Annotated in this window: 21 protein-coding genes; 6 read left to right on the top strand and 15 right to left on the bottom strand. The window is 36.2% G+C overall.

The genetic code is table 11. The features are described from left to right. Window positions 1-35 precede the first annotated feature (35 nt). The 9 genes from citC to BN358_RS05875 form a co-directional block, all read right to left on the bottom strand. Window positions 36-1,073, bottom strand: a complete 1,038-nt coding sequence (citC, locus tag BN358_RS05915; protein WP_019228292.1) for a [citrate (pro-3S)-lyase] ligase — start codon at window positions 1,071-1,073, stop codon at window positions 36-38. A gap of 10 nt (window positions 1,074-1,083) precedes the next feature. Next, entirely contained in the window at window positions 1,084-2,487 is a 1,404-nt protein-coding gene (citF, locus tag BN358_RS05910) for a citrate lyase subunit alpha (RefSeq protein WP_019228291.1), read from the bottom strand. Beyond that, window positions 2,487-3,353, bottom strand: coding sequence for a CoA ester lyase (locus tag BN358_RS05905; protein WP_019228290.1), 867 nt, complete (start codon window positions 3,351-3,353; stop codon window positions 2,487-2,489). The genes citF and BN358_RS05905 overlap by 1 nt, the downstream gene beginning before the upstream one ends. A gap of 2 nt (window positions 3,354-3,355) precedes the next feature. After that, window positions 3,356-3,625, bottom strand: coding sequence for a citrate lyase acyl carrier protein (gene citD, locus BN358_RS05900; protein WP_019228289.1), 270 nt, complete (start codon window positions 3,623-3,625; stop codon window positions 3,356-3,358). Between the two features lie 90 nt (window positions 3,626-3,715). Beyond that, the gene (locus BN358_RS05895) at window positions 3,716-5,005 is read right to left on the bottom strand and encodes a 2-hydroxycarboxylate transporter family protein (RefSeq protein WP_019228288.1); all 1,290 of its coding nucleotides are present in this window, start codon (window positions 5,003-5,005) and stop codon (window positions 3,716-3,718) included. A gap of 33 nt (window positions 5,006-5,038) precedes the next feature. Next, complete coding sequence (locus BN358_RS05890; RefSeq protein WP_019228287.1) at window positions 5,039-6,211, bottom strand: NADP-dependent malic enzyme; 1,173 nt, start codon at window positions 6,209-6,211, stop codon at window positions 5,039-5,041. 166 nt (window positions 6,212-6,377) lie between these two features. After that, the gene (locus BN358_RS05885) at window positions 6,378-7,064 is read right to left on the bottom strand and encodes a response regulator (protein ID WP_019228286.1); all 687 of its coding nucleotides are present in this window, start codon (window positions 7,062-7,064) and stop codon (window positions 6,378-6,380) included. Further along, complete coding sequence (locus tag BN358_RS05880; RefSeq protein WP_040582088.1) at window positions 7,057-8,640, bottom strand: sensor histidine kinase; 1,584 nt, start codon at window positions 8,638-8,640, stop codon at window positions 7,057-7,059. Before BN358_RS05880 ends, BN358_RS05885 begins: the two co-directional genes overlap by 8 nt. Before the next feature lie 42 nt (window positions 8,641-8,682). Further along, complete coding sequence (locus BN358_RS05875) at window positions 8,683-8,904, bottom strand: YdbC family protein (RefSeq protein ID WP_019228284.1); 222 nt, start codon at window positions 8,902-8,904, stop codon at window positions 8,683-8,685. A 184-nt stretch (window positions 8,905-9,088) separates the two neighbouring features. Here BN358_RS05875 and BN358_RS05870 point away from each other — a divergent pair, with 184 nt between their 5' ends. Further along, window positions 9,089-9,979, top strand: a complete 891-nt coding sequence (locus tag BN358_RS05870) for a putative ABC transporter permease (RefSeq protein ID WP_019228283.1) — start codon at window positions 9,089-9,091, stop codon at window positions 9,977-9,979. A gap of 30 nt (window positions 9,980-10,009) precedes the next feature. Here BN358_RS05870 and BN358_RS05865 read toward each other — a convergent pair whose 3' ends face one another. From BN358_RS05865 to BN358_RS05850, 5 genes are all read right to left on the bottom strand, one after another. After that, the gene (locus BN358_RS05865) at window positions 10,010-10,492 is read right to left on the bottom strand and encodes a hypothetical protein (protein WP_019228282.1); all 483 of its coding nucleotides are present in this window, start codon (window positions 10,490-10,492) and stop codon (window positions 10,010-10,012) included. Continuing rightward, window positions 10,489-10,824 (bottom strand): YtrH family sporulation protein, encoded by a 336-nt coding sequence (locus tag BN358_RS05860; protein ID WP_019228281.1) that lies wholly within the window; start codon window positions 10,822-10,824, stop codon window positions 10,489-10,491. Before BN358_RS05860 ends, BN358_RS05865 begins: the two co-directional genes overlap by 4 nt. Before the next feature lie 138 nt (window positions 10,825-10,962). After that, window positions 10,963-12,255: an ATP-binding protein gene (locus BN358_RS05855; protein ID WP_019228280.1), complete on the bottom strand. Its 1,293-nt coding sequence runs from the start codon at window positions 12,253-12,255 to the stop codon at window positions 10,963-10,965. A 416-nt stretch (window positions 12,256-12,671) separates the two neighbouring features. Further along, entirely contained in the window at window positions 12,672-12,833 is a 162-nt protein-coding gene (locus BN358_RS25280; RefSeq protein WP_019228279.1) for a hypothetical protein, read from the bottom strand. A 78-nt stretch (window positions 12,834-12,911) separates the two neighbouring features. Further along, window positions 12,912-13,481, bottom strand: coding sequence for a GNAT family N-acetyltransferase (locus BN358_RS05850; protein ID WP_019228278.1), 570 nt, complete (start codon window positions 13,479-13,481; stop codon window positions 12,912-12,914). 211 nt (window positions 13,482-13,692) lie between these two features. On the opposite strand from BN358_RS05850, the gene BN358_RS05845 reads away from it, so the two are divergent. From BN358_RS05845 to BN358_RS05825, 5 genes are all read left to right on the top strand, one after another. After that, complete coding sequence (locus BN358_RS05845) at window positions 13,693-14,241, top strand: DUF2318 domain-containing protein (protein ID WP_019228277.1); 549 nt, start codon at window positions 13,693-13,695, stop codon at window positions 14,239-14,241. 13 nt (window positions 14,242-14,254) lie between these two features. Continuing rightward, window positions 14,255-15,592, top strand: coding sequence for a sulfite exporter TauE/SafE family protein (locus BN358_RS05840; RefSeq protein WP_019228276.1), 1,338 nt, complete (start codon window positions 14,255-14,257; stop codon window positions 15,590-15,592). Window positions 15,593-15,938: 346 nt separating this feature from the next. Continuing rightward, a complete protein-coding gene (locus BN358_RS05835) occupies window positions 15,939-17,018 on the top strand; it encodes an ABC transporter ATP-binding protein (protein WP_019228275.1) in 1,080 nt (359 codons plus the stop codon). Then, the gene (locus BN358_RS05830; protein ID WP_019228274.1) at window positions 17,015-17,881 is read left to right on the top strand and encodes an ABC transporter permease; all 867 of its coding nucleotides are present in this window, start codon (window positions 17,015-17,017) and stop codon (window positions 17,879-17,881) included. Before BN358_RS05835 ends, BN358_RS05830 begins: the two co-directional genes overlap by 4 nt. Further along, complete coding sequence (locus tag BN358_RS05825) at window positions 17,881-19,779, top strand: extracellular solute-binding protein (RefSeq protein ID WP_019228273.1); 1,899 nt, start codon at window positions 17,881-17,883, stop codon at window positions 19,777-19,779. Before BN358_RS05830 ends, BN358_RS05825 begins: the two co-directional genes overlap by 1 nt. Window positions 19,780-20,099: 320 nt before the next feature. Here BN358_RS05825 and BN358_RS05820 read toward each other — a convergent pair whose 3' ends face one another. Then, window positions 20,100-20,633, bottom strand: coding sequence for a hypothetical protein (locus tag BN358_RS05820; protein WP_019228272.1), 534 nt, complete (start codon window positions 20,631-20,633; stop codon window positions 20,100-20,102). Between the last annotated feature and the right edge of the window lie 22 nt (window positions 20,634-20,655).

Below are 20,655 nucleotides of genomic sequence, written 5' to 3'. Positions count from 1 at the left end.
TTTAATTTTCGGGAGGACAGTAGTCCTCCCCTACATTACCCCCTGCTGTTCCTTAATTTTTCAGCTATTTTCATTCCTCTGCCGGAAATTATATATTCAAAAGTTGTTTCAGGCACGATTTTTTTTATTTCGTCTAAATTTCCTTCAGCCATTAATTTTCTTACAAGTGAAGCGCTGACAGGTACATTGCCTTCCTCAAATCTTGGTATTTCAAATATCTCAACTCCTCTTTCACCAAGAAATTTTTTCATCATTATGTTGTAGGAAGCTGTGACAACATCAAATGGCTCAGTTCCTACAAAACGTCTTGTAATGTTCAATGGTTTTGCAAAGTGCTCGCAAAATATTGTGAGGTCCAGCATGCAGTTAATATCCCCTGCCTTGTACGTATCCTTGATGAAGTAGGTGGGAAATGTTGCAGATGAAATCAGGTAATCAGATGTGGGATGAACCACAACATTGTTTAAATGTTCCACTCCTCTTTTAACAAGTTCGTACCTGTCCTTGGCAGGAAATATGCTTTTGTCTTCAGAAACCACAAACAAATGCAAAACGCTGCACATTTTTGCTGCCGTTTCAACCAGGTACAAATGTCCATTGGTGAAAGGATTGCAGTTTAATACAATGGCACCTGCATTGTCTGAGTTGTGTTCACCTTTAATGGAATTCACAAAGTCTCGGATGCCGCCTTTTATATTTTCCATCAATGCAGCATCCTTTGTTTCAGCTATTAGGTAAAATCCCAAATCACTGAATATATTTATGTTTTCAGTCTTCGTGAATAAAAACATGTGGCTGTAACCATTTTCGAAGCCTTTAGATGTCAATAGAGTAACAATTTTAGCTGCAAGACCCTCACCCTGGTGTTCGTCTGCAACTGCAATGCATTTCAGGACATTGCCCTGAAGCGAGCCTGTTGCTGCAATTTTTCCGTCACTTAAACATAAGTTAACAGTAAATTCAATTCCCTCATCATAAGACAGATTTTCTCTTATCAGAAAGTTTTTAAGCTTCTCAAGCTTGCTTCCCTTCAGAGGAAATCCGAATTCTTCGTAAAATGTTTCATAGCCCATGTTTTCACCTTTATAAAGTATTTTTTATTGTGTCAATAACTGTGCCGTCACGGTATATTACATTGGCAACTGTCTTGCTGCCAAGTTTTACTTCTTTTGGAACTCCGGTAATCTCTTCAGCTATTCTTTTAAGTTCATGAATGTCAATAACAGGAAGCCCTGAAGCTAATAGATTTTCTTTAAGATCGATTCTTTTAGGATTTACGGCAATTCCTCTTTGTGTTACTAAAACATCCACAGTATTCCCCGGAGTTGAAACGCATAGAACTTTGTCAACAACTATTGAAAGCCTTGCTCTTGTAAGTGGAGCAACAATCATGGTAAGTTTTGCTCCTGCAGCAGTATCGCTGTGTCCTCCGGAACCGCCCATTATGAATCCGTTTGAATCAGTGTGAACATTGACATTGAAATCAGTATCTATTTGTGTGGCTCCCAGTATTACTACATCCAGATTGTCAACTATGGCGCTTTTTGTAGTAGGGCTTGCATAGTGGGATGCAGTTACTTCCCTGTGTCTTGGGTTGTCTCTTATGGACTGCACAGCCCTTAAGTCAAAGCACTGCACATCCATCAATGCTTCAAAGCATCCTGCCTCAAGCATGTCAACAAGATAGCTTGTAATGCCGCCCATACCAAAGCTTCCCTTTATATTTTCCTTAAGCATTATGTCCTTCAGATACTTGGCAACAGCAAGAGATGCTCCTCCTGCCCCCGTCTGAAAAGAAAATCCGTCCTTGAGAAGTCCAGAACTTTGGATTACTTTTGTAGCATAGGAAGCCATCATTAGTCCCACAGGATCTCTTGTGATTTTTGTTGTTCCGGAAACAATTCCTGTGGGGTCGCCTATTTTGTCCACACAAACAACATAATCCACATATGTTTCTGAAATTGAAAAGTCGAACAGTGGATATTCCACAAGGTTGTCAGTTATTACAACAACTTTTTTTGCATTCATGGCATCTACAAAGGCATATCCCAGGGAACCGCATGCAGATTTTCCGTACTTTCCTGAACAGTTTCCCATGTTATCGGATGATGGAGCAGCTATGAATGCAATGTCAATGGGAGTGTTGCCGTTTTCTATGTCGCTTGGTCGTCCTCCGTGGCTTCTAAAATCAACAGGCTTTTGCATTATGCCTGATGATATTTCTCTTCCAACTGCAGCTCCCATGTAGTTCACTTCTAGTCCGGTAACAACATTATTTTTGATGTGATTTACAAGCGGCGCATGGATGTCGAACACAGAACTTGCATTTACTGTCAGGTCTTTGTATCCCATGTTTGCAATTTCTTCCATGACCATATTTATTACATGGTCTCCGTTTCTTAAGTGGTGGTGGAAGGATATCCTCATTCCATCCTTAAGACCGCATAGAGTTATTGCTTCTTTTATAGATTTTACCACTTTATTCATTAAAATGCACCTCCTAAAGCTTTAGCCGCTTCCAGAGTCTGTCTGGCTCTTTCAACTATAGGAGCGTCTATCATTTTTCCTCTTAAAGAAATTGCACCTTTTCCCTGCTCCTTAGCAACCTGAATTATATCCATAACTTCCTTAGCATACTCAATTTCCTCCAACGTAGGGCTGAACACTTCATTGACTGCTTGCACATGTCTTGGTGATATACAAGCCTTGCCGGTAAAACCAAGACTCTTGGCAAACTCTGCATCTGTTCTTAATCCTTCCTCGTCTTCAACATCAGTGAAAGGAGTGTCGTAGGCGTCAATGCCTGCCGCTCTTGCTGCCATAACCATTCTTCCTCGGCTGTAAAATATTTCGTCGCCTTGTTTTGTTCGTTTGCAGCGAAGGTCTGCAGTGAGATCTTCTCCTCCTAAAAATATTGCTTTTATTCTTTTGCTGGAGGAAGCAATTTCAAATGCATTTTCAACGCCCAGTGCAGTTTCAATAAGAGGTATGAGGGAAGTTTTCTTTTCAATGCCGTATTTTCTTTCAACTTCGCCCATATAGTTTTCTATTACTTTTATATCCATTCCGCTGCATACCTTTGGTGGCATAATCATGTCCGGCTTCATAGGCAGTATTTCGTCAAGATCCTTCTTCCAGAAATCCGTGTCTATGGAATTTATTCTTATTATGACTTCACAGCCTTTGTATCCAAGATATTTAAGCGCATTTCTCACAAGTATACGGGCAGAATCCTTTTCTTGAGGGGAAACCGCATCTTCAAGGTCCAATATTACGCTGTCTGCACCAAGGGCATCAGCATTTAACAGCATGCCTGAATTGTTGCCAGGCATAAACAACATGCTTCTTCTCATTATTATTCCATCCCTTCTGCTCTTCTCAGGGCTGTTTCAATCCTTGCACGAATGGCACATTCAACAGCGCCCCTGTCTTTCAGCTGAATTTTTACGCTCTTAACATCAAATTCAGAAAGAACTTCTCTCACTGTTCTTTCTATGTCTTCGCCAAACTGGTTGTAAACAATTGATGTAAGATTAATTTCTATTCCATTGTCATTAGGCTCAACCTGAACAAATATATCGCTTGATTCCAAGGTTCCGGCAGTTGCCTTCTTTTTTATCTCCATTTTTGCCACCCTTCCTAAACTTATACATGATATAGAACTATGCAATAAAGCCCACCCTGAGGGTGAGCTTATTATTTTTATAAATAAATTTTATCCGAATAATATTGGTACTATAAATGTTGCCAGCAGTATTATAAATGCTCCCCCAAGCCTTGAAGAAATCTGTGCAAATGGCATGAGTTCCATTCTGTGAGCTGCTGTTAAAACTGCAACGTCTCCTGTTCCTCCCATGTTAGCCATACAAAGACCAGCTGTGATGGCTGCTTCAATAGGATAGAAACCAACAAGTTTTCCTACAAGAGCTGTTCCAACAACTGCTCCAAGCACTACCAGGAATACAAGAACCAGGTATATTGGTGAGAATGCTGATATAACCTGACCAAGATTTGTGTATGCTATGCCTATTCCCATGAGAAGTGCTGATGTCCAGTTTGTAGCAACAAATTTATACCATCCTGCACATGCTCTTTCAAACTGTTGTGGAAGAACATTGAATGCTTTTGCCAATGCAACAGATATAATCATCCATGCATATGGATGTATGTCAAGGCCTGCATAAGTATCAAAGAAGTATGCCACAATTTCCCCAACTACGAAAAATATAGTTGCAATTGCAATACCAATACCGTAGTCAGAAAGCTTCAAAACTTCAGTATCTTCTTTTTCCTTAAGATCATCTTCGCCGATTTCCATGAGTTTACCGTTTCCGCTTAATGAAGGATATTTTTTGCCAAGTCTGTCAAGAAGTCCTCCGAACACTATAGCCATTGCATTTCCCAAAGCCACAGCAGGCACAAGTTTAGAAAGTATTGTTTCTGAAGGAACTCCCAGTCCCTGTGAAAAAACTTCTGATATTGGAACAGCTCCTGCTCCCATGCCGCCGCCCATTATAGGAATGCCTATATACGCTATTGATTCTCCAGGTGCCTGACCAAAAAGCATGCCTCCCAATGACACAAACAACAATGATACAGCAACTCCACCAATTATTGTTGGGAAGTATCTTACAGCTGCCTTAATAAGAAGTTTCTTGCTCATACCTAAAATAGAACCTGTAATGAGTGCTGCAATGTAGAAGTCAAGAAATCCTCCGCCCTTCATAAATGTAGTAACATTTTCTGATACAGAAGCAGGAATCAGGTTGTAATAAACCATTGCTGCTGAACCGAAAATTATTACGATTGGTCCGCCGCCAAAAAATGTTTTTACAATTGGTGTGTTGTTTCCTATTACGTCAAGCAATGAACCGATAATCATCATAAATGCAAAGGCACCTATCATGCCCCCAGGCAATATGTCCAGAAATACTGCTACAAGCAATATAACCAGCAATGTGAAATAAACTGGTAGACTAATTCCCATAATTTTGTAATCTTTCATAATTTTCCTCCCAGAAATTATTTTATTTTACTTTTATATTCTTGCTACACCTGACTTGCGTGCTGCATCAGCTATAGCATTTGCAACTACCTTTGCTACTCCCTTATCCAATGCACTAGGTATTATATTGTCTTCATTTAAATCTTTTTCATCAATGTAGCCAGCTATAGCATATGCAGCAGCCAGTTTCATTTCTTCATTTATTTCTTTTGCTCTGACATCTAAGGCTCCTCTGAACACTCCCGGGAATACAAGCACATTGTTTATCTGATTTGGAAAATCAGAACGTCCTGTACCTATAATTCTTGCTCCTGCTTCCTTTGCAAGATCAGGCATGATTTCAGGTGTAGGATTAGCCATTGCGAGTATTATTGCATCTTTGTTCATTGAACGAACCATTTCAGGTTTTACAGAATCAGCAGAAGAAACTCCTATGAACACGTCTGCTCCCACAAGAACATCACCAAGACTTCCACTTTTGTTTCCAAGGTTTGTAGTCTGAGCAAGGATGAGTTTTGCTTCGTTCATTTTTTCTCTTTCCTTGTATATTGCGCCAGTTCTGTCGCAAACAATTATATTTTTAGCTCCAGCTGACAACAAAAGGTTAGAAATTGCTGTTCCTGCAGCTCCAGCTCCGTTTATTACAATATTAATATCTTCAATTTTTTTATTTACAATTTTCAATGCATTTATTAATCCTGCAAGAACTACTATGGCAGTTCCGTGTTGGTCATCATGAAATACAGGAATATCAAGTATTTTTTTTAATTTCTCTTCAATTTCAAAACATCTTGGTGCGCCAATGTCTTCAAGATTAATTCCGCCTAGTCCCGGTGCAATTAATTTTACGGCATTTACTATTTCATCAACATTTTTTGTGTCCAAGCATATAGGGAAAGCATCTACATCAGCAAATTCCTTGAATAGAATTGATTTACCTTCCATAACAGGAAGAGCAGCCTTTGGTCCTATGTCTCCAAGTCCCAATACAGCAGTTCCGTCAGTTACTACAGCAACTATGTTTCCTTTAGATGTATACTTGTATACATTTTCTTCATTTTCATGAATTTTCCTGCAAGGTTCAGCAACTCCAGGAGTGTAAGCAAGGCTTAAATCTTCCCTGCTTTCAACCTTCATTTTTGATACAACTTCTATTTTTCCTTTGTGCTTTTCATGAAGTTTCAAGCTTTCTTCAAAATAATTCAAATCGTTTTCCTCCCATAACTGAATTAATTTCACAATCAATATATCATTCCGCGAAAATAACGTAAATATTATGAAAGTTAAAAAAAGTTTTGTTCATAAAAATATCATTGTTATTTAAATAACGATTTCCTCATACAAAAACCCCGTTCAGTAAGACGGGGTTAAACTATTTTGATTTTATTTTATACTTGTGCTGGGGTCTTCCAACTTTACCGTATTCTATGATTTTTTTAACTTTATCTTCTTTTTCCATATAATCAAGGTATTTTCTTACAGTAACCCTTGCAACTCCGGAAGCCGCTGAAATTTCCTCGGCTGTCTTGTAGTTATCATTAGAATTTTCAACTTCATTCCAGATTATTTTATATGTGTACTTGTTAATGCCTTTCTCAAAATCCTCTTCATCATTGCTTTTGTCAAGAGGAGATCCGGCGATATATTTATCAAGTGTTTTTTGTTCAATAGTGTTGGAGCTGCTGAAGCTGTTGTACATTTGTTTATACTTTTCAAGTGCTTCTTTAAACCTTTCAAGGGTGAATGGTTTTATGAGATAATCAACTGCCCCGTATCTGAGTGCCTCCTGAATCATGATGCTTGTTTTATCAGCCGTTATTAAAATGACATCTACTTCTGCTCCTTCTTTTCTGAGCTTCTTCAAAAATTCAATTCCGTTTTCTTTAGGAAGATAAATATCAAGCAACAAAAGGTCCACTTTGTTGACATTCATGAATTCTATGGCTTCTGTGAGATTTGACGCGGCTTTGACTAATTTAAAATCATCTACCTTTTTCAGGAACTTTGAGTTAATATCCCTGACCATTGGATCATCTTCAATAATCATAACATTAATCATCTTTCTCACCGCCTTCCATTGGTATTTCAATATACCACGATGTTCCGCCGGATACGGTCAAGTTTATAGCTCCATTCAGACGTTCCACAATTTTCCTTACAATGTACATTCCATAACCTCTCTGGCCTGATTTTGTTGTAAATCTCTGCTCGTAAATCCTGTGTCTTATATTTTCAGGTATGCCCGGACCATTATCTCTCAATTCAAGAATCAACTTTCCTTCCTTTTCATAAAGTGACATGGAAATTATACCTGTTCCGTCAACACTTACGGCGTCCAGTGAATTTTCAATCAAATTTCCGATGATACTTTCCAGGTCCTCCTCAGTCATAAGTTCAGGAAGTTTGGTTAAGCTTGACTGTTTGTCAATTTCAAGCTTAACCCTCATTTCTTCAGCCTTGTAATATTTAGCAAGAAGAAGAGCTGATATGGAAGAAATTTTAATATTTCCGGTTATGATGTCGGTTATTTTGTTCCTGCTTTTTGCAGTCCTTGATATATATTTTATTGCTTCATCATATTCTTCAAGCTGTATTAAACCTGATATGGTGTGAAGCTTGTTCATGAACTCATGATTATTGGCTCTGAGTGACCAGGCCATTTTCTTGATGCCTGTAAGCTCTTCAGCCATTTTTTTTACTTCTGTCAGATCCTTGAAATTTATAACACTTCCTATGACCTGATTTTTATCGTCCTTAAGCAGACTGCTGTTGCACAAGATGCTAAGCCCCGGCCTTATTTTAACTTCCGTTTCATGCATACCTTCACCGTACTTAATCAATTCATAAGCTTTGTTACCCTGTATGATTTCCTCGGTGTTTTTTCCCATGTCCTCTTCTGTCAGTCCAAGTATGCGTGAAGCTTCCTTGTTGTACTGAATGAGATTTCCTGCTTCGTCAAGGGTAATGATACCCTCCATTACATTTTCCAGTATTGCATCTTTTTCCTTGAACATGAGCGTTATTTCTTTTGGTTCAAGTCCTAGTATTTCATTTTTAATATTTGAAGCAAGAATAGCAGACAAATATATACCAAAAACAAATCCAATCAAAATAAAAGGATAAAACTGTCTTATGATGTTGTTAAGAGACTTGGTGTTTTCATTTACCGTACTACCCACACAAACAGCACCCACCTGACGTCCTTCATAAAAAACCGGAACAAAGGCTCTTACTGATATTCCAAGCGTTCCTTCAGCCTTGGATGCATATTCCTCTGCTGTTTCAAGAACCCTCTTCTCATCCCCGCCTTTAAAAAGCTGTCCTATGTTCTTTTCATTGGGATGTGTAAACCTGATTCTGTTCATGTTGAAAACAACAATGAAGTCCACATTTGTCTTAACACGTATTTTTTCTATATGGTCATTCAGCTCAGAATCCGGAATGATTTCATTGACGGCCAGAGCCTCCTTGACCAGGTTGTCTTCTGCGGCATAGTAAGCTATATCAAAAAGCTTTTCTTCCAGCTGCTTATTGAAAATTATTTCCATCTGATAGTAGGAAAATATAGTTATACTTCCAACTGAAAACAATAGAATCAAAATAAAGAATAGTATTATCTGCGTTCTTAGCTTCATGTTTTTTCCTTAGTTATAATATTATACAGCTTTCACCTTTGTTTATAATTCAAGCTTGTTCAGAGCATCCCTCAATATTTTCAGCTCTTCAGCTGACAGTGTTATTCCTTTTCCCATTTTTTCATGTTCCGGTGACCATTCTCTCAAATCATACTTGGGGCTTCTTTCATTCCAGCTTATAAGGTTGAGCTCTTTTGACCATCCTCTTGATGATTCAGATATTACTGCAATTTCCTCAACTATTTCATATTTAAATTCAGCCATGTAGTACCTCTTCTTATATTATTTTTCAGGAATTTAATCCCTCCGGTAAAATCATTATACAATAAAATTCTGTCAAGTCAAGACAACAGGAACTTACAAATTTTAAAGTCAAAAATCATTTTTCCCACAAATTAAAGAAAACTTTAATCATACAGGAATATTATTTAATAATCGGAGGTTCAAAATGTACTTATATTTATGGTATTTTATTATTTATGCCTTCATAGGATGGTGCACTGAAGTTGTTTATGCAGCCGTGAGCACAGGAAAACTTGTAAACCGTGGGTTTTTAAACGGCCCAGTTTGTCCTATTTATGGTTTTGGGGTTCTTGCAGTGATCAGTGTCCTTACTCCCGTTAAAAACAATTTGCTGTTGTTGTATGCCGGTTCTGTGGTTATGACTTCTGCAATTGAATTTTTCTCAGGCTGGATACTTGAAAAAACATTCAATCACAAGTGGTGGGACTACTCAGAATTCCACTTCAACATCAAAGGATACATATGCCTTAAATTTTCACTGGCCTGGGGAACAGCCTGCCTTTTGGTAATAAGCGCTATTCATCCGCTGGTACAGAATTTTGTATCTTACATCAACATTGAAATAGGGAAAATAATGCTTAGCATTTTTCTGACAATAATGACAGTGGATGTAGTTGCAACCGTACAGTCAGTAATGAAGCTTAACAGACAGCTTAGTAAAATCAATGAAATGGCTGCTAAAATCAGAAGCATTTCCGACGATATGGCAGAAAAAATTTCTGAAGAAAGTATTTCAATAGTTGAAAAGGGCGAAGAACTTAGGGCTGCAATTGAAGAACAAAAATTAACAGTTAGCGGCATCATAGAAGAAAGACTATCTGAAGTTGAGGGCACAATTGAAGACAGAAAAGAAATTTTTTCTCAGAAAATTGAAGAGAAAAAATCAATCATCCGCCAGCTTAAAAGCAATCGTGATGAGATGCTGAATCTTTCATTCTTTGGAGAAAGAAGGCTATTAAATGCCTTCCCTGGACTAAAATCAAAACACTACAAGGAAGCATTGGATGATTTAAAAGAAAAAATACTGAGGAAGTAACCTCGGTATTTTTATTTTACACATGTGAAGTTATTCCTGAGATTCAATTTCCATAACCGTTATACCAACCCATATTTTGAGTGTATCAGACAAAGACAGCTTTTTGACATCAATTTTATATTCAGCCTCGTCAAACTTTAAAATTCTTTTATCAATAACCTGCATTAAGATTTCTGCATCCAGATTCTTCACTTCCTTGCCCAGTGAAGAATTGAATTTTTCTTTAATTGCTTTTTCAATTTCTATGTTGTTGATGCTGTTAATTTGCTCTTCATCAGTTTCTATTATGATTTTTATATCCTTTAGTACAATATTTGAATTATTTATTGACTTTTCAAGCTTCTTTAACTTTTCTACGCTGTCTTCGATTATATTTTCCTGATATGCTATTTTTTCATAGAAGAGATCAATTCTGTAGCTTACCAGCATTGTTGTAAACGAAGCCCCTATGAGAGCACCCCATACAATACCTGTTGCAAAACAAAACATAAATCCTGTTCTTTTTTTATTCATTTTCCCCATATGTCACCGCAAATTTTTATAGCTTTAATGAATCCATATCCGATATTTGCTCCGGACAATGATATGAGCACAAAAATTGCCTGCTTCAAAAGTGTTCTAACTTCTCCGTCAAACAATCCTTTTTCTATTACAGTGAATGATGTAAATGTTCCTCCCAATGAAGCAGCCAATGCCCATATTTTAATTGAAGCTGCAGCCTCAATCATTGCCTTATAAGGAGGATTGTTTGTAATTATTGCTCCTATTCCGGAAAAAATACCTGCACCAATAACAATTCCAAATGCAACCAAAAAATTCTGCACAACGCTGGAATAAAAAGTCATTAAATCCCCAACTTTCATATTATCTTTTTACAATGTATGAAATAATGCTATGATTATGACATTCTTAATTATTAGGAAGCAAAAAATCAAATCATGTATCTTTAACACAAGATACATGATTTTTTTACTACATAATTATTATATTTTCAATTGTCTGTCCAGAGGAAGTTCAATTGAAAATGTTGTTCCATTGCCTGGTTCTGTTTCAAACCATATTCTTCCTTTGTGGGTATTTGTTATTGTGTAATAAACCATAAAAAGTCCCAGACCCGTTCCGCCTGACCTTTTGAATACGAACGGTTCAAACAATATATCACGCATTTCTTCAGGAATACCTCCTGCAGTATCTTTAACCGTTATTAAAAGTGTTTCACCGCAGGATTTTGTTCCTATTGTTATGGTTCCCTCACCATTCATTGATTGAACTGCATTGTTTATTAAATTTTCAACTGACCTTTTAAAAAGTTTCCGGCTCACCCTCACAAAATCATTACAATCACACTTAAATGTGAGTTTGATATTTTTATAATCACAAATTGGTTTATAACTGTTAATAACTTCTTCAATAATTGGATTTACATTCTGGCTTGAAAGTTCTTCCGGTCTAAACACATTTATTAATTCCGTTACCATTTTATTCATTTCATCAGCCTGTATGACTATCCTGTCAAAATAGCTTTTGATTTTGTCTTCATCTGTAGCTTTGTTTCCAAGCTGACCAAGGCCGCTGATTACTGACAAAGGGTTTTTAAGGTCATGCACAGCAGTAGAAATTAAGTTGTTCATTGCTGAAAAGTTCATGTTGTTTGAGTTGTTGATGTATGTTAACACTGACTCAATAGAACTGGCGCATGCTGTAAGTATATGCAGCCTGGCAGGATGTGCATATTGAACAGGAACACTTATGTCCAAGGCACCATGTACATGACCGTTGCTTATAATAGGAACTCCTATACATGAGCAGGAACCATATACCATCCCAAAATGTTCAACACCGTGAACAAGAACCGGTTCCCTTAGTCTTAGTGCTGTTCCTATTCCGTTGTTTCCAATAACTCTTTCTGACCAGTTTGATCCCAGACATAATCCAGCATCTTTACCGCCTAATTCTTGCGGTGTGCCTCTTAAATCAATTATCCATCCTTCTTTATCAGCTAAACTTACAATGTGTGGAATTTCTTCCAAACTTAAAGACAAAGACTCCAGGTAGGGTTTGCATATTTCAATAAGTCTGGAATTTTCTCGAATTTTTATTGATAGTTCTTCCTCTGAGAGAAATTTATATTTCAGCTTGTCAGACTGCAAATCCAATTCACTGCATCGTTTCCACGACTCCAATGTAATTGGTCTTGCTTCAGAACTTTTTTTGACATTAGAAACAAAACTTTCCCATTCTGCATAAACATCACGTGCTACATCATAATTATTCACAATATACCCCCGTCCCCGCTTGTAAAAATAAGAATTACTTATGTCTTACACTTTATTATTACAAATTATATAAACTTTGTCAACGTTTGCACAATTAAAAAATGCTCTGTTTTGTGGTATTTAAGTTTCTCAGACCCTGTATCCTCCACAGGGCATAACTCTACATTACCTATGACGATATTAATAAAGAAATGTTCCATCACATCATAAAATAATAAATAATACAAAACTTGTATTGATGAAGTCAACACAAGTTTTAATTCAGCTATGTATTTTAAGCTAATGTTATCACAGCTGCTAATAACAAATAATAATTAGAATAAAAGCGAGAAATAAATTAAATCTTTGTTTCCCTCTGAAAAAAATTTCTTATTGGTGGTAAGATTTTTTTGGAAGATTTGCTGCCATTATGACTCTTATAAATGAAAAGAAAAATCCAAACAATGTATATTAAATTCATAATATCCTTTAAGTTTGGCAATCATAGAGCTGATGGACCAGCATATAAGTCCCTGCAAAACTGCTCCGAACAATATATTCATGTAGTAAGTTGACCAAAATTCTTTGAAAACTTCCATCTTCTACTCCTATGTCGCTGGCGATATAATCATTATACCACCATTTCCTACCTGTTTCAACAACTCAAGAAAACATTTTTATTTCTTTATACTGTTGTAATATTCATCAGCCAACAAGCCGTACATTGCTGCATCACATATACCTTGGTTGTTTTTGTCTGCATTTCGCAATGTACCTTCATAAGTCAAGCCGCACTTTAGCATAACCTTGCCTGAATTTGGATTTTTTGGATCATGACGTGATTCTATTCGCTTTGCTCCAACCTCTTCAATTAAAAATGGGATTATTCCTGCAAAGGCCTCAGATGTGATACCCTGATGCCACCATTTCCTGCCAATACAATACCCTATATGCACCATATTGATTTCTTCATCCATATGTACAACACTGATGCTTCCAACCGGTTCATTTTGATTTTCTTTTAAAACAATTGCCCATTGATAAAACTTGTTGTCAGCATAACTGTTAACCCAGTCATTTACTACAATTTCTGATACTTCAACAGAGGTATGAGTGGGCCATGTTAAAAACTTTGTAACCTCGCCGTCATTTGCCCAGTTGTTATATAATGCTTCTGCATCTGAAAGTTTAAATTTCCTCAATATTAATCTTTCTGTTTCCAGACTTACCGTCCCCAAATGATTCATAATTTCCTCCCATAAAAACTACATAATATGAAATAATAATAACATTTTACCATAAATTTCTCCAGTATTTAATTTTCACATATAAAAATTATAGCTAGTTAAAAATTTCATCATCATTATTGCAGGCAAATACAATATTAATTCTCCATAATTTCTTCACAAGCTCATTGTATGATAATAAAAAACATACTAAATTTGAGAGAGGATATTTATGAAAAATAATCAGAAAACAAATTCAAACTACAATAAACCAAAGAAAAATAATAATTTTATACTTGGAGCAGTTGCTCTTATAGTGGTAGCAGCTGCAGCATTCACATTTTTAAACCCTAAGACCGATGATGGAAATACAAGCGAACAGCCAAAGACCGCTCCGGTTTCAGCTATTAATGAAAATGGCGACATAGTAATTCCAATTGCTGATGTAACTGAGGATGCAACTTTCTATTCATATGACAAGCTTGACACATACATGGAAGTTTTAGCTGTTAAGGCGTCTGACGGAACAATCCGAACAGCATTTAACACTTGCCAGGTATGCTATTCTTCAGGAAAGGGCTACTATGTCCAGGACGGAGATGTTTTAGTATGTCAGAACTGCGGCAACAGATTTGATATGGATGAAATTGAAGTAGCAAAAGGTGGATGCAACCCGGTACCTATATTTGATGAATGGAAAGAAGTAACAGACTCTTCTATTATTATCACTAAGGATGTATTTGTTGAAGCTGAAGGTATATTTGCAAACTGGAAAAATTAAGCGGTAATAAAAAATGCAGAATTCAATTGAACAAATAATTATAAAAATAGATGGAATCACTTGTGCTGCATGTGAACGTAAAATTGAAAAAGCATTAAATCTAGATGGAATAATGAGTGCAGATGTGGACTATGCTTCTTCCATTGCAGATATTTCCTATTTTAGCCATAAGATAGATTTAAATGATATTTATGATGCCATAAGAAATGCGGGATATGATGTAATCCTTGATGATACCTGTGAAGAAAAGTCATCACATATGACCACCCTTTTCATAGGCATTATACTTGCAGGGTTGTATGTTATTATAAACAATACTGTAGGGTTTAATTTTTTCCCTCAGGTTACCAGCAGCATGGGCTTCGGAATGCTTTTTATTGCTGGACTTTTCACTTCAGTTCACTGCATTGCCATGTGCGGAGGTATCAGTCTATCTCAATGTGCCGGCTGTGGCGGCTGTGAAAACAAAAATATATATTTAAAGCTCAAGCCAAGTCTTTTATATAATTCGGGCAGAGTGACATCTTACACATTTTTAGGAGGCCTGGCCGGTGCCCTTGGTTCTGTTTTCAGTGTGTCTCTTAAGGGTAAAGCTTTAATTTCTCTTGCAGCAGGCATGTTTATGATAGTTATGGGAATTAACATGCTTGGTATAAATTCTGTTTTAAGAAAAATTATTCCTCGCCTTCCAAAAGCATTGACTGATAAAATCGACAGCACAAAAAATCATAAAGGATCTTTTATTGTGGGACTTCTTAACGGATTCATGCCCTGCGGCCCCCTTCAGGCCATGCAGCTTTATGCCCTTGGAACCGGTAGTTTCCTGACAGGAGCTTTATCAATGCTTATATTCGGTATAGGTACTGTTCCACTAATGTTCGCCTTCAGTGCATTCAGTTCCATTATAAGTTCCAGATTCACAAAACAGATGATGAAGGTAAGCGCCATGTTAGTAATTATATTGGGAGTGGTAATGGGAAGACGAGGTTTTTCTCTTGCAGGAATCAACATTGCCGAAACTATACTGTCCCCACTTGGAATTAATGTTGTACAAGATGACAGTTCTAAAAATGCTGTTATAAAAGATGGCTATCAAACAGTAACAACAAATCTTGAATCGGGAAAATATCAGCCGATTACAGTATATGCCGATGTTCCTTTGAAATGGACTATAACTGCTGATAAGGAAAACTTAAACGGCTGCAACAATGAAATTATTATTCCTGAGTTCAATAAACAGCAAAAGCTGGTGCCCGGTGAAAACATTATTGAATTTACACCCACAAAAACAGGAACAATAACCTACACATGCTGGATGGGTATGATAAGCAGCACAATAACCGTAAAATAAAACAAATTCAGAACTGCCCTTAAGGGCAGTTTTTATTTACAAATTGCATATTTTTAAATTACTTTCATATTATACAATGCTTAGAAAACCTTAAAATTTTTCTGAAACTCTTCATAAATTTCTTATGATTTTAACCATTGAATTTCATTAAAGTTTCAATGTAAAGCTACATTGTTAAATCATTGACTTTCTCTCGAAAAAAATATTAAAAAAAATGAATTTTTTTGTTGTAAAACCTTACATCTTCCATTATAATTATAACATTCTGTAAAAAATGCACTTAACTGCAGAATTTAAACGTTTCAGAGTGCTGATTTAATTATAAGGAGGAAGATAATTTAAAAAAATGGTAAGAATCGAGAACGTAATGAAGGACTTTGGGGGTCAAAGAGTTATTGAAAATCTCAACCTTGAAGCTAAACAAGGTGAATTTTTGACTTTACTTGGTCCCAGTGGTTGCGGAAAAACAACTACATTAAGAATGATTGCAGGATTTGAAGAGCCTACGGGAGGTAAAATTCTACTTAATGGGAAAGATGTTTCTCAAAATCAACCATATGAAAGAGATGTTAACACTGTGTTTCAAAGTTACGCTCTTTTTCCTCATATGAATATTTTTGAAAATATAGCTTTCGGTCTTAAGTTAAAAAAACTGCCTAAGGAAGAAATTAAAAAAAGAGTTAAAGAAGCATTGAGGTTGGTCCGTCTTGAAGGTTACGAAGGAAGAAAACCCAATGAAATAAGCGGCGGGCAAAAACAAAGGGTTGCAATTGCCAGAGCCATTATCAATAACCCAAAAGTACTTCTATTGGATGAACCTTTGGGTGCCTTGGACATGAAACTTAGGAAAGAAATGCAAATAGAGCTGAAGCATCTTCAGCAAAAACTTGGTATAACATTTATATATGTAACTCATGACCAGGAAGAAGCCTTGGTCTTGTCAGACAGAATTGCTGTCATGAACAACGGCAAAGTAGAGCAATTAGGTATACCAAGTGAAATATATGAAAGACCAAAGACTAAATTTGTGGCTGATTTTATAGGCGAAACAAATTTATTTGAAGGGACAGTAAGTCACATATCAGAAAATTGTATTAAAGTTATTATTGATGACTTAAGTGAAATAACCATAACAGAGCCTCTTCTTGATAAATTGTCTTTAAAGAAAAATGCAAATGTATACGTAGCAGTAAGGCCTGAAAAAATGAAGCTTGTATCTTCAGCTGAAGAAGGTATGAATAAAATAAAGGTTACTGTAAAGGAAAAAATTTATGCGGGTTCTGTCAATAAAACTATTGCTGCTCTGTCAAATGGATATGAAATAACAATCAATGAGCTGACTGGCAATACAACTACTATTAATGATATAAATAAAAGCATGTTTGCTCAGTGGGACTATGAAGATGGGGTGGTGATTCTGCAATGACCACAAATTCACTGAAAAAAAACAAAGGACCCCTTTGGACCCTGTCCCCATTAGTAATTTGGCTTTCCATTTTGGTAGCTGTTCCGCTTATGTTTGTTATAGCCATAGGCTTCTTAAGCCGCGGAACATACGGCAACGTGGAATTTAAATTTACATTGGAAAACTACATGAGAATATTTAATCCTTTGTACCTTAAAATGCTGTTATCATCGCTGTGGCTTTCATTGATAACAACAATAATTTGTCTTGCAGCAGGATATCCATTTGCCTATTTCATTGCAAATGCTCCTAAAAGAATAAGAGGGATACTCCTGATGCTTATAATCATACCATTTTGGACAAATTCTCTTATAAGGACGTACGCATGGATAACCCTTTTAAGGACAAGCGGTATAATTAACTCTTACTTGATGCAGTTTGGAATGATAAATGAACCAATACAATTTCTCTATACAAACGGTGCTGTAGTTCTTGGGCTTGTGTATACACTGTTTCCTTTTATGGTTCTTCCTCTGTATGCTTCAATTGAAAGTCTTGATAAAAGATATCTTGAAGCCGCATCTGATTTAGGAGCAAATCCATGGACGACATTTTGGAAAATTACAGTCCCGCTGACAATGCCCGGAATAATAGCAGGCTGTATATTGGTCTTCATCCCAACTCTCGGATTGTTTTTCATTCCGGATTTGATGGGTGGCAGTAAAATAATGCTCATAAGCAACTTTATAAAGAACCAGTTTTTGACTGCAAGAGATTGGCCTTTTGGTTCTGCAGCTTCTATTGTGCTAATAGCTCTTACTTTTATTTTGCTTGGTGTATATGTAAAAATACTAAACAAAAATAAAAACATGGAGGTATTGTAATGGTTAAAAAAATGAATTCAAAACAAAATTTATTATCTTTATATTCTTTTATAATTTACTCTGTTATATATATTCCTATTATCATATTAATAGTGTTCTCCTTTAATGATTCAAAGGTCAATGCAATGTGGCAGGGATTCACTTTCAAGTGGTATTTGGAACTTTTTGATAACAGCTCTATAGTGACAGCAATGACAAACAGCCTCATGGTTGCTTTTGTAAGCGCCTTGATTTCCACAGCCATTGGTACACTGGCAGCCGTAGGAATGTACAAGTACAAATTCAGAGGCAAGACAGTGCTTGACGGATTGTTGTATGTTCCAATTATTATACCGGAAATTGTAATGGGCATAGCACTATTAATGTTCTTTTCACAGCTTAAAATACCAACTGGAGCACTTACATTGATACTTGCACATACGACATTCAGTGTATCCTATGTGGTCATTGTAGTAAGATCCAAACTTGAAGGTTTTGATCCTTCCCTTGAAGAGGCCGCCATGGATCTTGGTGCCAAGCCCCTTGAAATATTTTGCAAGATTACTCTGCCGCTCATAGCTCCCGGTATACTGGCCGGTTCGCTATTGGCATTTACCTTGTCAATGGATGATGTAATTGTAAGCTTTTTTGTTTCAGGACCAGGCTTTACAACTTTACCGCTTCAGATATTTTCAATGGTCAAATTTGGAGTAAGCCCTGAAATAAATGCTTTGTCCACATTAATGCTGATTTTTACATTGAGCATAGCATTGTTTTCAGAAAAACTTCGTTTTAAAAGTGATAAAGTAAAAAAAGCAAAAGAAAAAATAATATTAAAGGAGAAAATAAATTTGAAAAGTATTAAAAAAATTGCTGCATTATTCATTGCAGTATTGATAATAGCAGGAGTATTTACAGGCTGCAGCAAATCAGAAGGCGGAGCTGGGAAAAAAAGCGAAGAAGTGTTAAATGTGTTCAACTGGTCAGAGTACCTGCCTGAAGAAGTTATAGAAAAATTCGAAGAAAAGTATAATATTAAAGTAAATTACACCACATATGCATCAAATGAAGAGATGCTTGCAAAGTTAATGGCAGGCGGAGCTCAGTTTGACATAGCCGTTTCAACAGATTATATGGTTGATGTAATGAGAAATCAGAATTTGATTCAGGAAATAAACATGTCCAACATTCCTAACTACAAAAACATAGGCGATGAATTCAAGGGATTGGCTTTTGATGCTGAAAACAAATATACAGTACCTTACATGTGGGGCAATGCAGTTGTTGCTGTAAACACTAAAATGATTGATACTGAAATCAACAGCTATGCAGATCTCTGGGACAGCAAGCTTAATAATAGCATGGTTGTTCTTGACGACCAGAGAGCAATTATAGGAATAGCACTGAAAAAACTTGGATATTCATTCAATGAAACCGACCCTGCTAAGCTTGAAGAAGCAAAAAATGAACTTGCTAAGTTGAAAGACAACATTAAAATATTTGACTCTGACAGCCCTAAAACTTCTCTTATAAACGGTGAAGCAGCTGTTGGATATGTCTGGGGAGCAGAAGCAGTGCTTGCACAGCTGGAAAATCCGGACATCAAGGTTTTCTTCCCTGAAGAAGGATTATATTTATGGCAGGACAATTTTGTAATTCCAAATGGTGCTCCTCACAAGGATAATGCGGAATTATTTATAAACTTCCTGCTTGAGCCTGAAATAAGCGCGGAAATATCAAAGAGTTTCCCTTATGCAAATCCTAACGTTGAAGCTCACAAGCTCATGGATGCAGAAACTCTGGATAATGAAGTTATTTATCCCGATTCAGAAATCATAAAAAAGGGAGAACACCTAAGAGACCTTGGCGAAACAACAGTAGTTTATGATGAAATTTGGACTGAATTAAAAAGTAATTAATTAACAAAAGCTTCGCATAAAGAAGCTTAGGTTATGACAAAGTAATTTTCGACGTTATGATTCTGAGGGCGACACGTAAGAATCTCATGTTTTCAATAAAGATGAGATCCTTCACTATCGTTTAAGATGACAGCGTCAGTGTTTGTCAATAGTCTGAGCTTCGCATGGCGAAGCTTTTTTATTGAAAAACAATGAAATATTACATTTATTGTTCTCCATAATATCTTCATATTTATGATGTACAATATATTTAGAATTTAAATTGAAGCTTATACAATTTATTTCTCCCCCAATATAAGTAAAAATAAGACCTTCCGGTCTTATTTTTTATGATTCATTAATGAAATATTATTATTTATGATTGCATCTCTTGGATGAGGCGGAATATTCGTAACTTTTTCATCAATAGGAACGCCTTGAACAATTTTATTTAAATTGTAAAAAAATGAAGTTTTGATTTCCGGAAAAAGACGTATATTTAATGTGTTTACTTTATAATAGCCCTCACTTTCTATTGTCAAATTATAAGTTGTAAAATAATATTCAGGACCCTTAATTAAATTTCCTAATTTATGTGCTATGGGCAATTCTATTATGGTTGGATTGCTGACTATAACAACTTTTTCTACTGGAATGTGAAATTCGTCACCCTGCCTTGCATATATTGTCACAACTGCATCAGTTGCGATATCCTTGCCGAGATTTTTAGTAACATAAAGTTCCAAATATCCGTATTCAGTATTAACAGGTACTTCATTATTGATAATACCAAGAGCTGCATTTACTTTATTATAATAGTCAATATTTCCATAATTAAAACAACTGTTATACAAATTTGGCTTCTTACAATCCATTATAATCTCTCCAATATATATC

It is taken from the genome of Sedimentibacter sp. B4 (assembly GCF_000309315.1).
Taxonomy (GTDB): domain Bacteria; phylum Bacillota; class Clostridia; order Tissierellales; family Sedimentibacteraceae; genus Sedimentibacter; species Sedimentibacter saalensis.
Note: the sequence above shows the minus strand (reverse complement) of the source record. Positions and strands in the feature narration are given on the sequence as shown.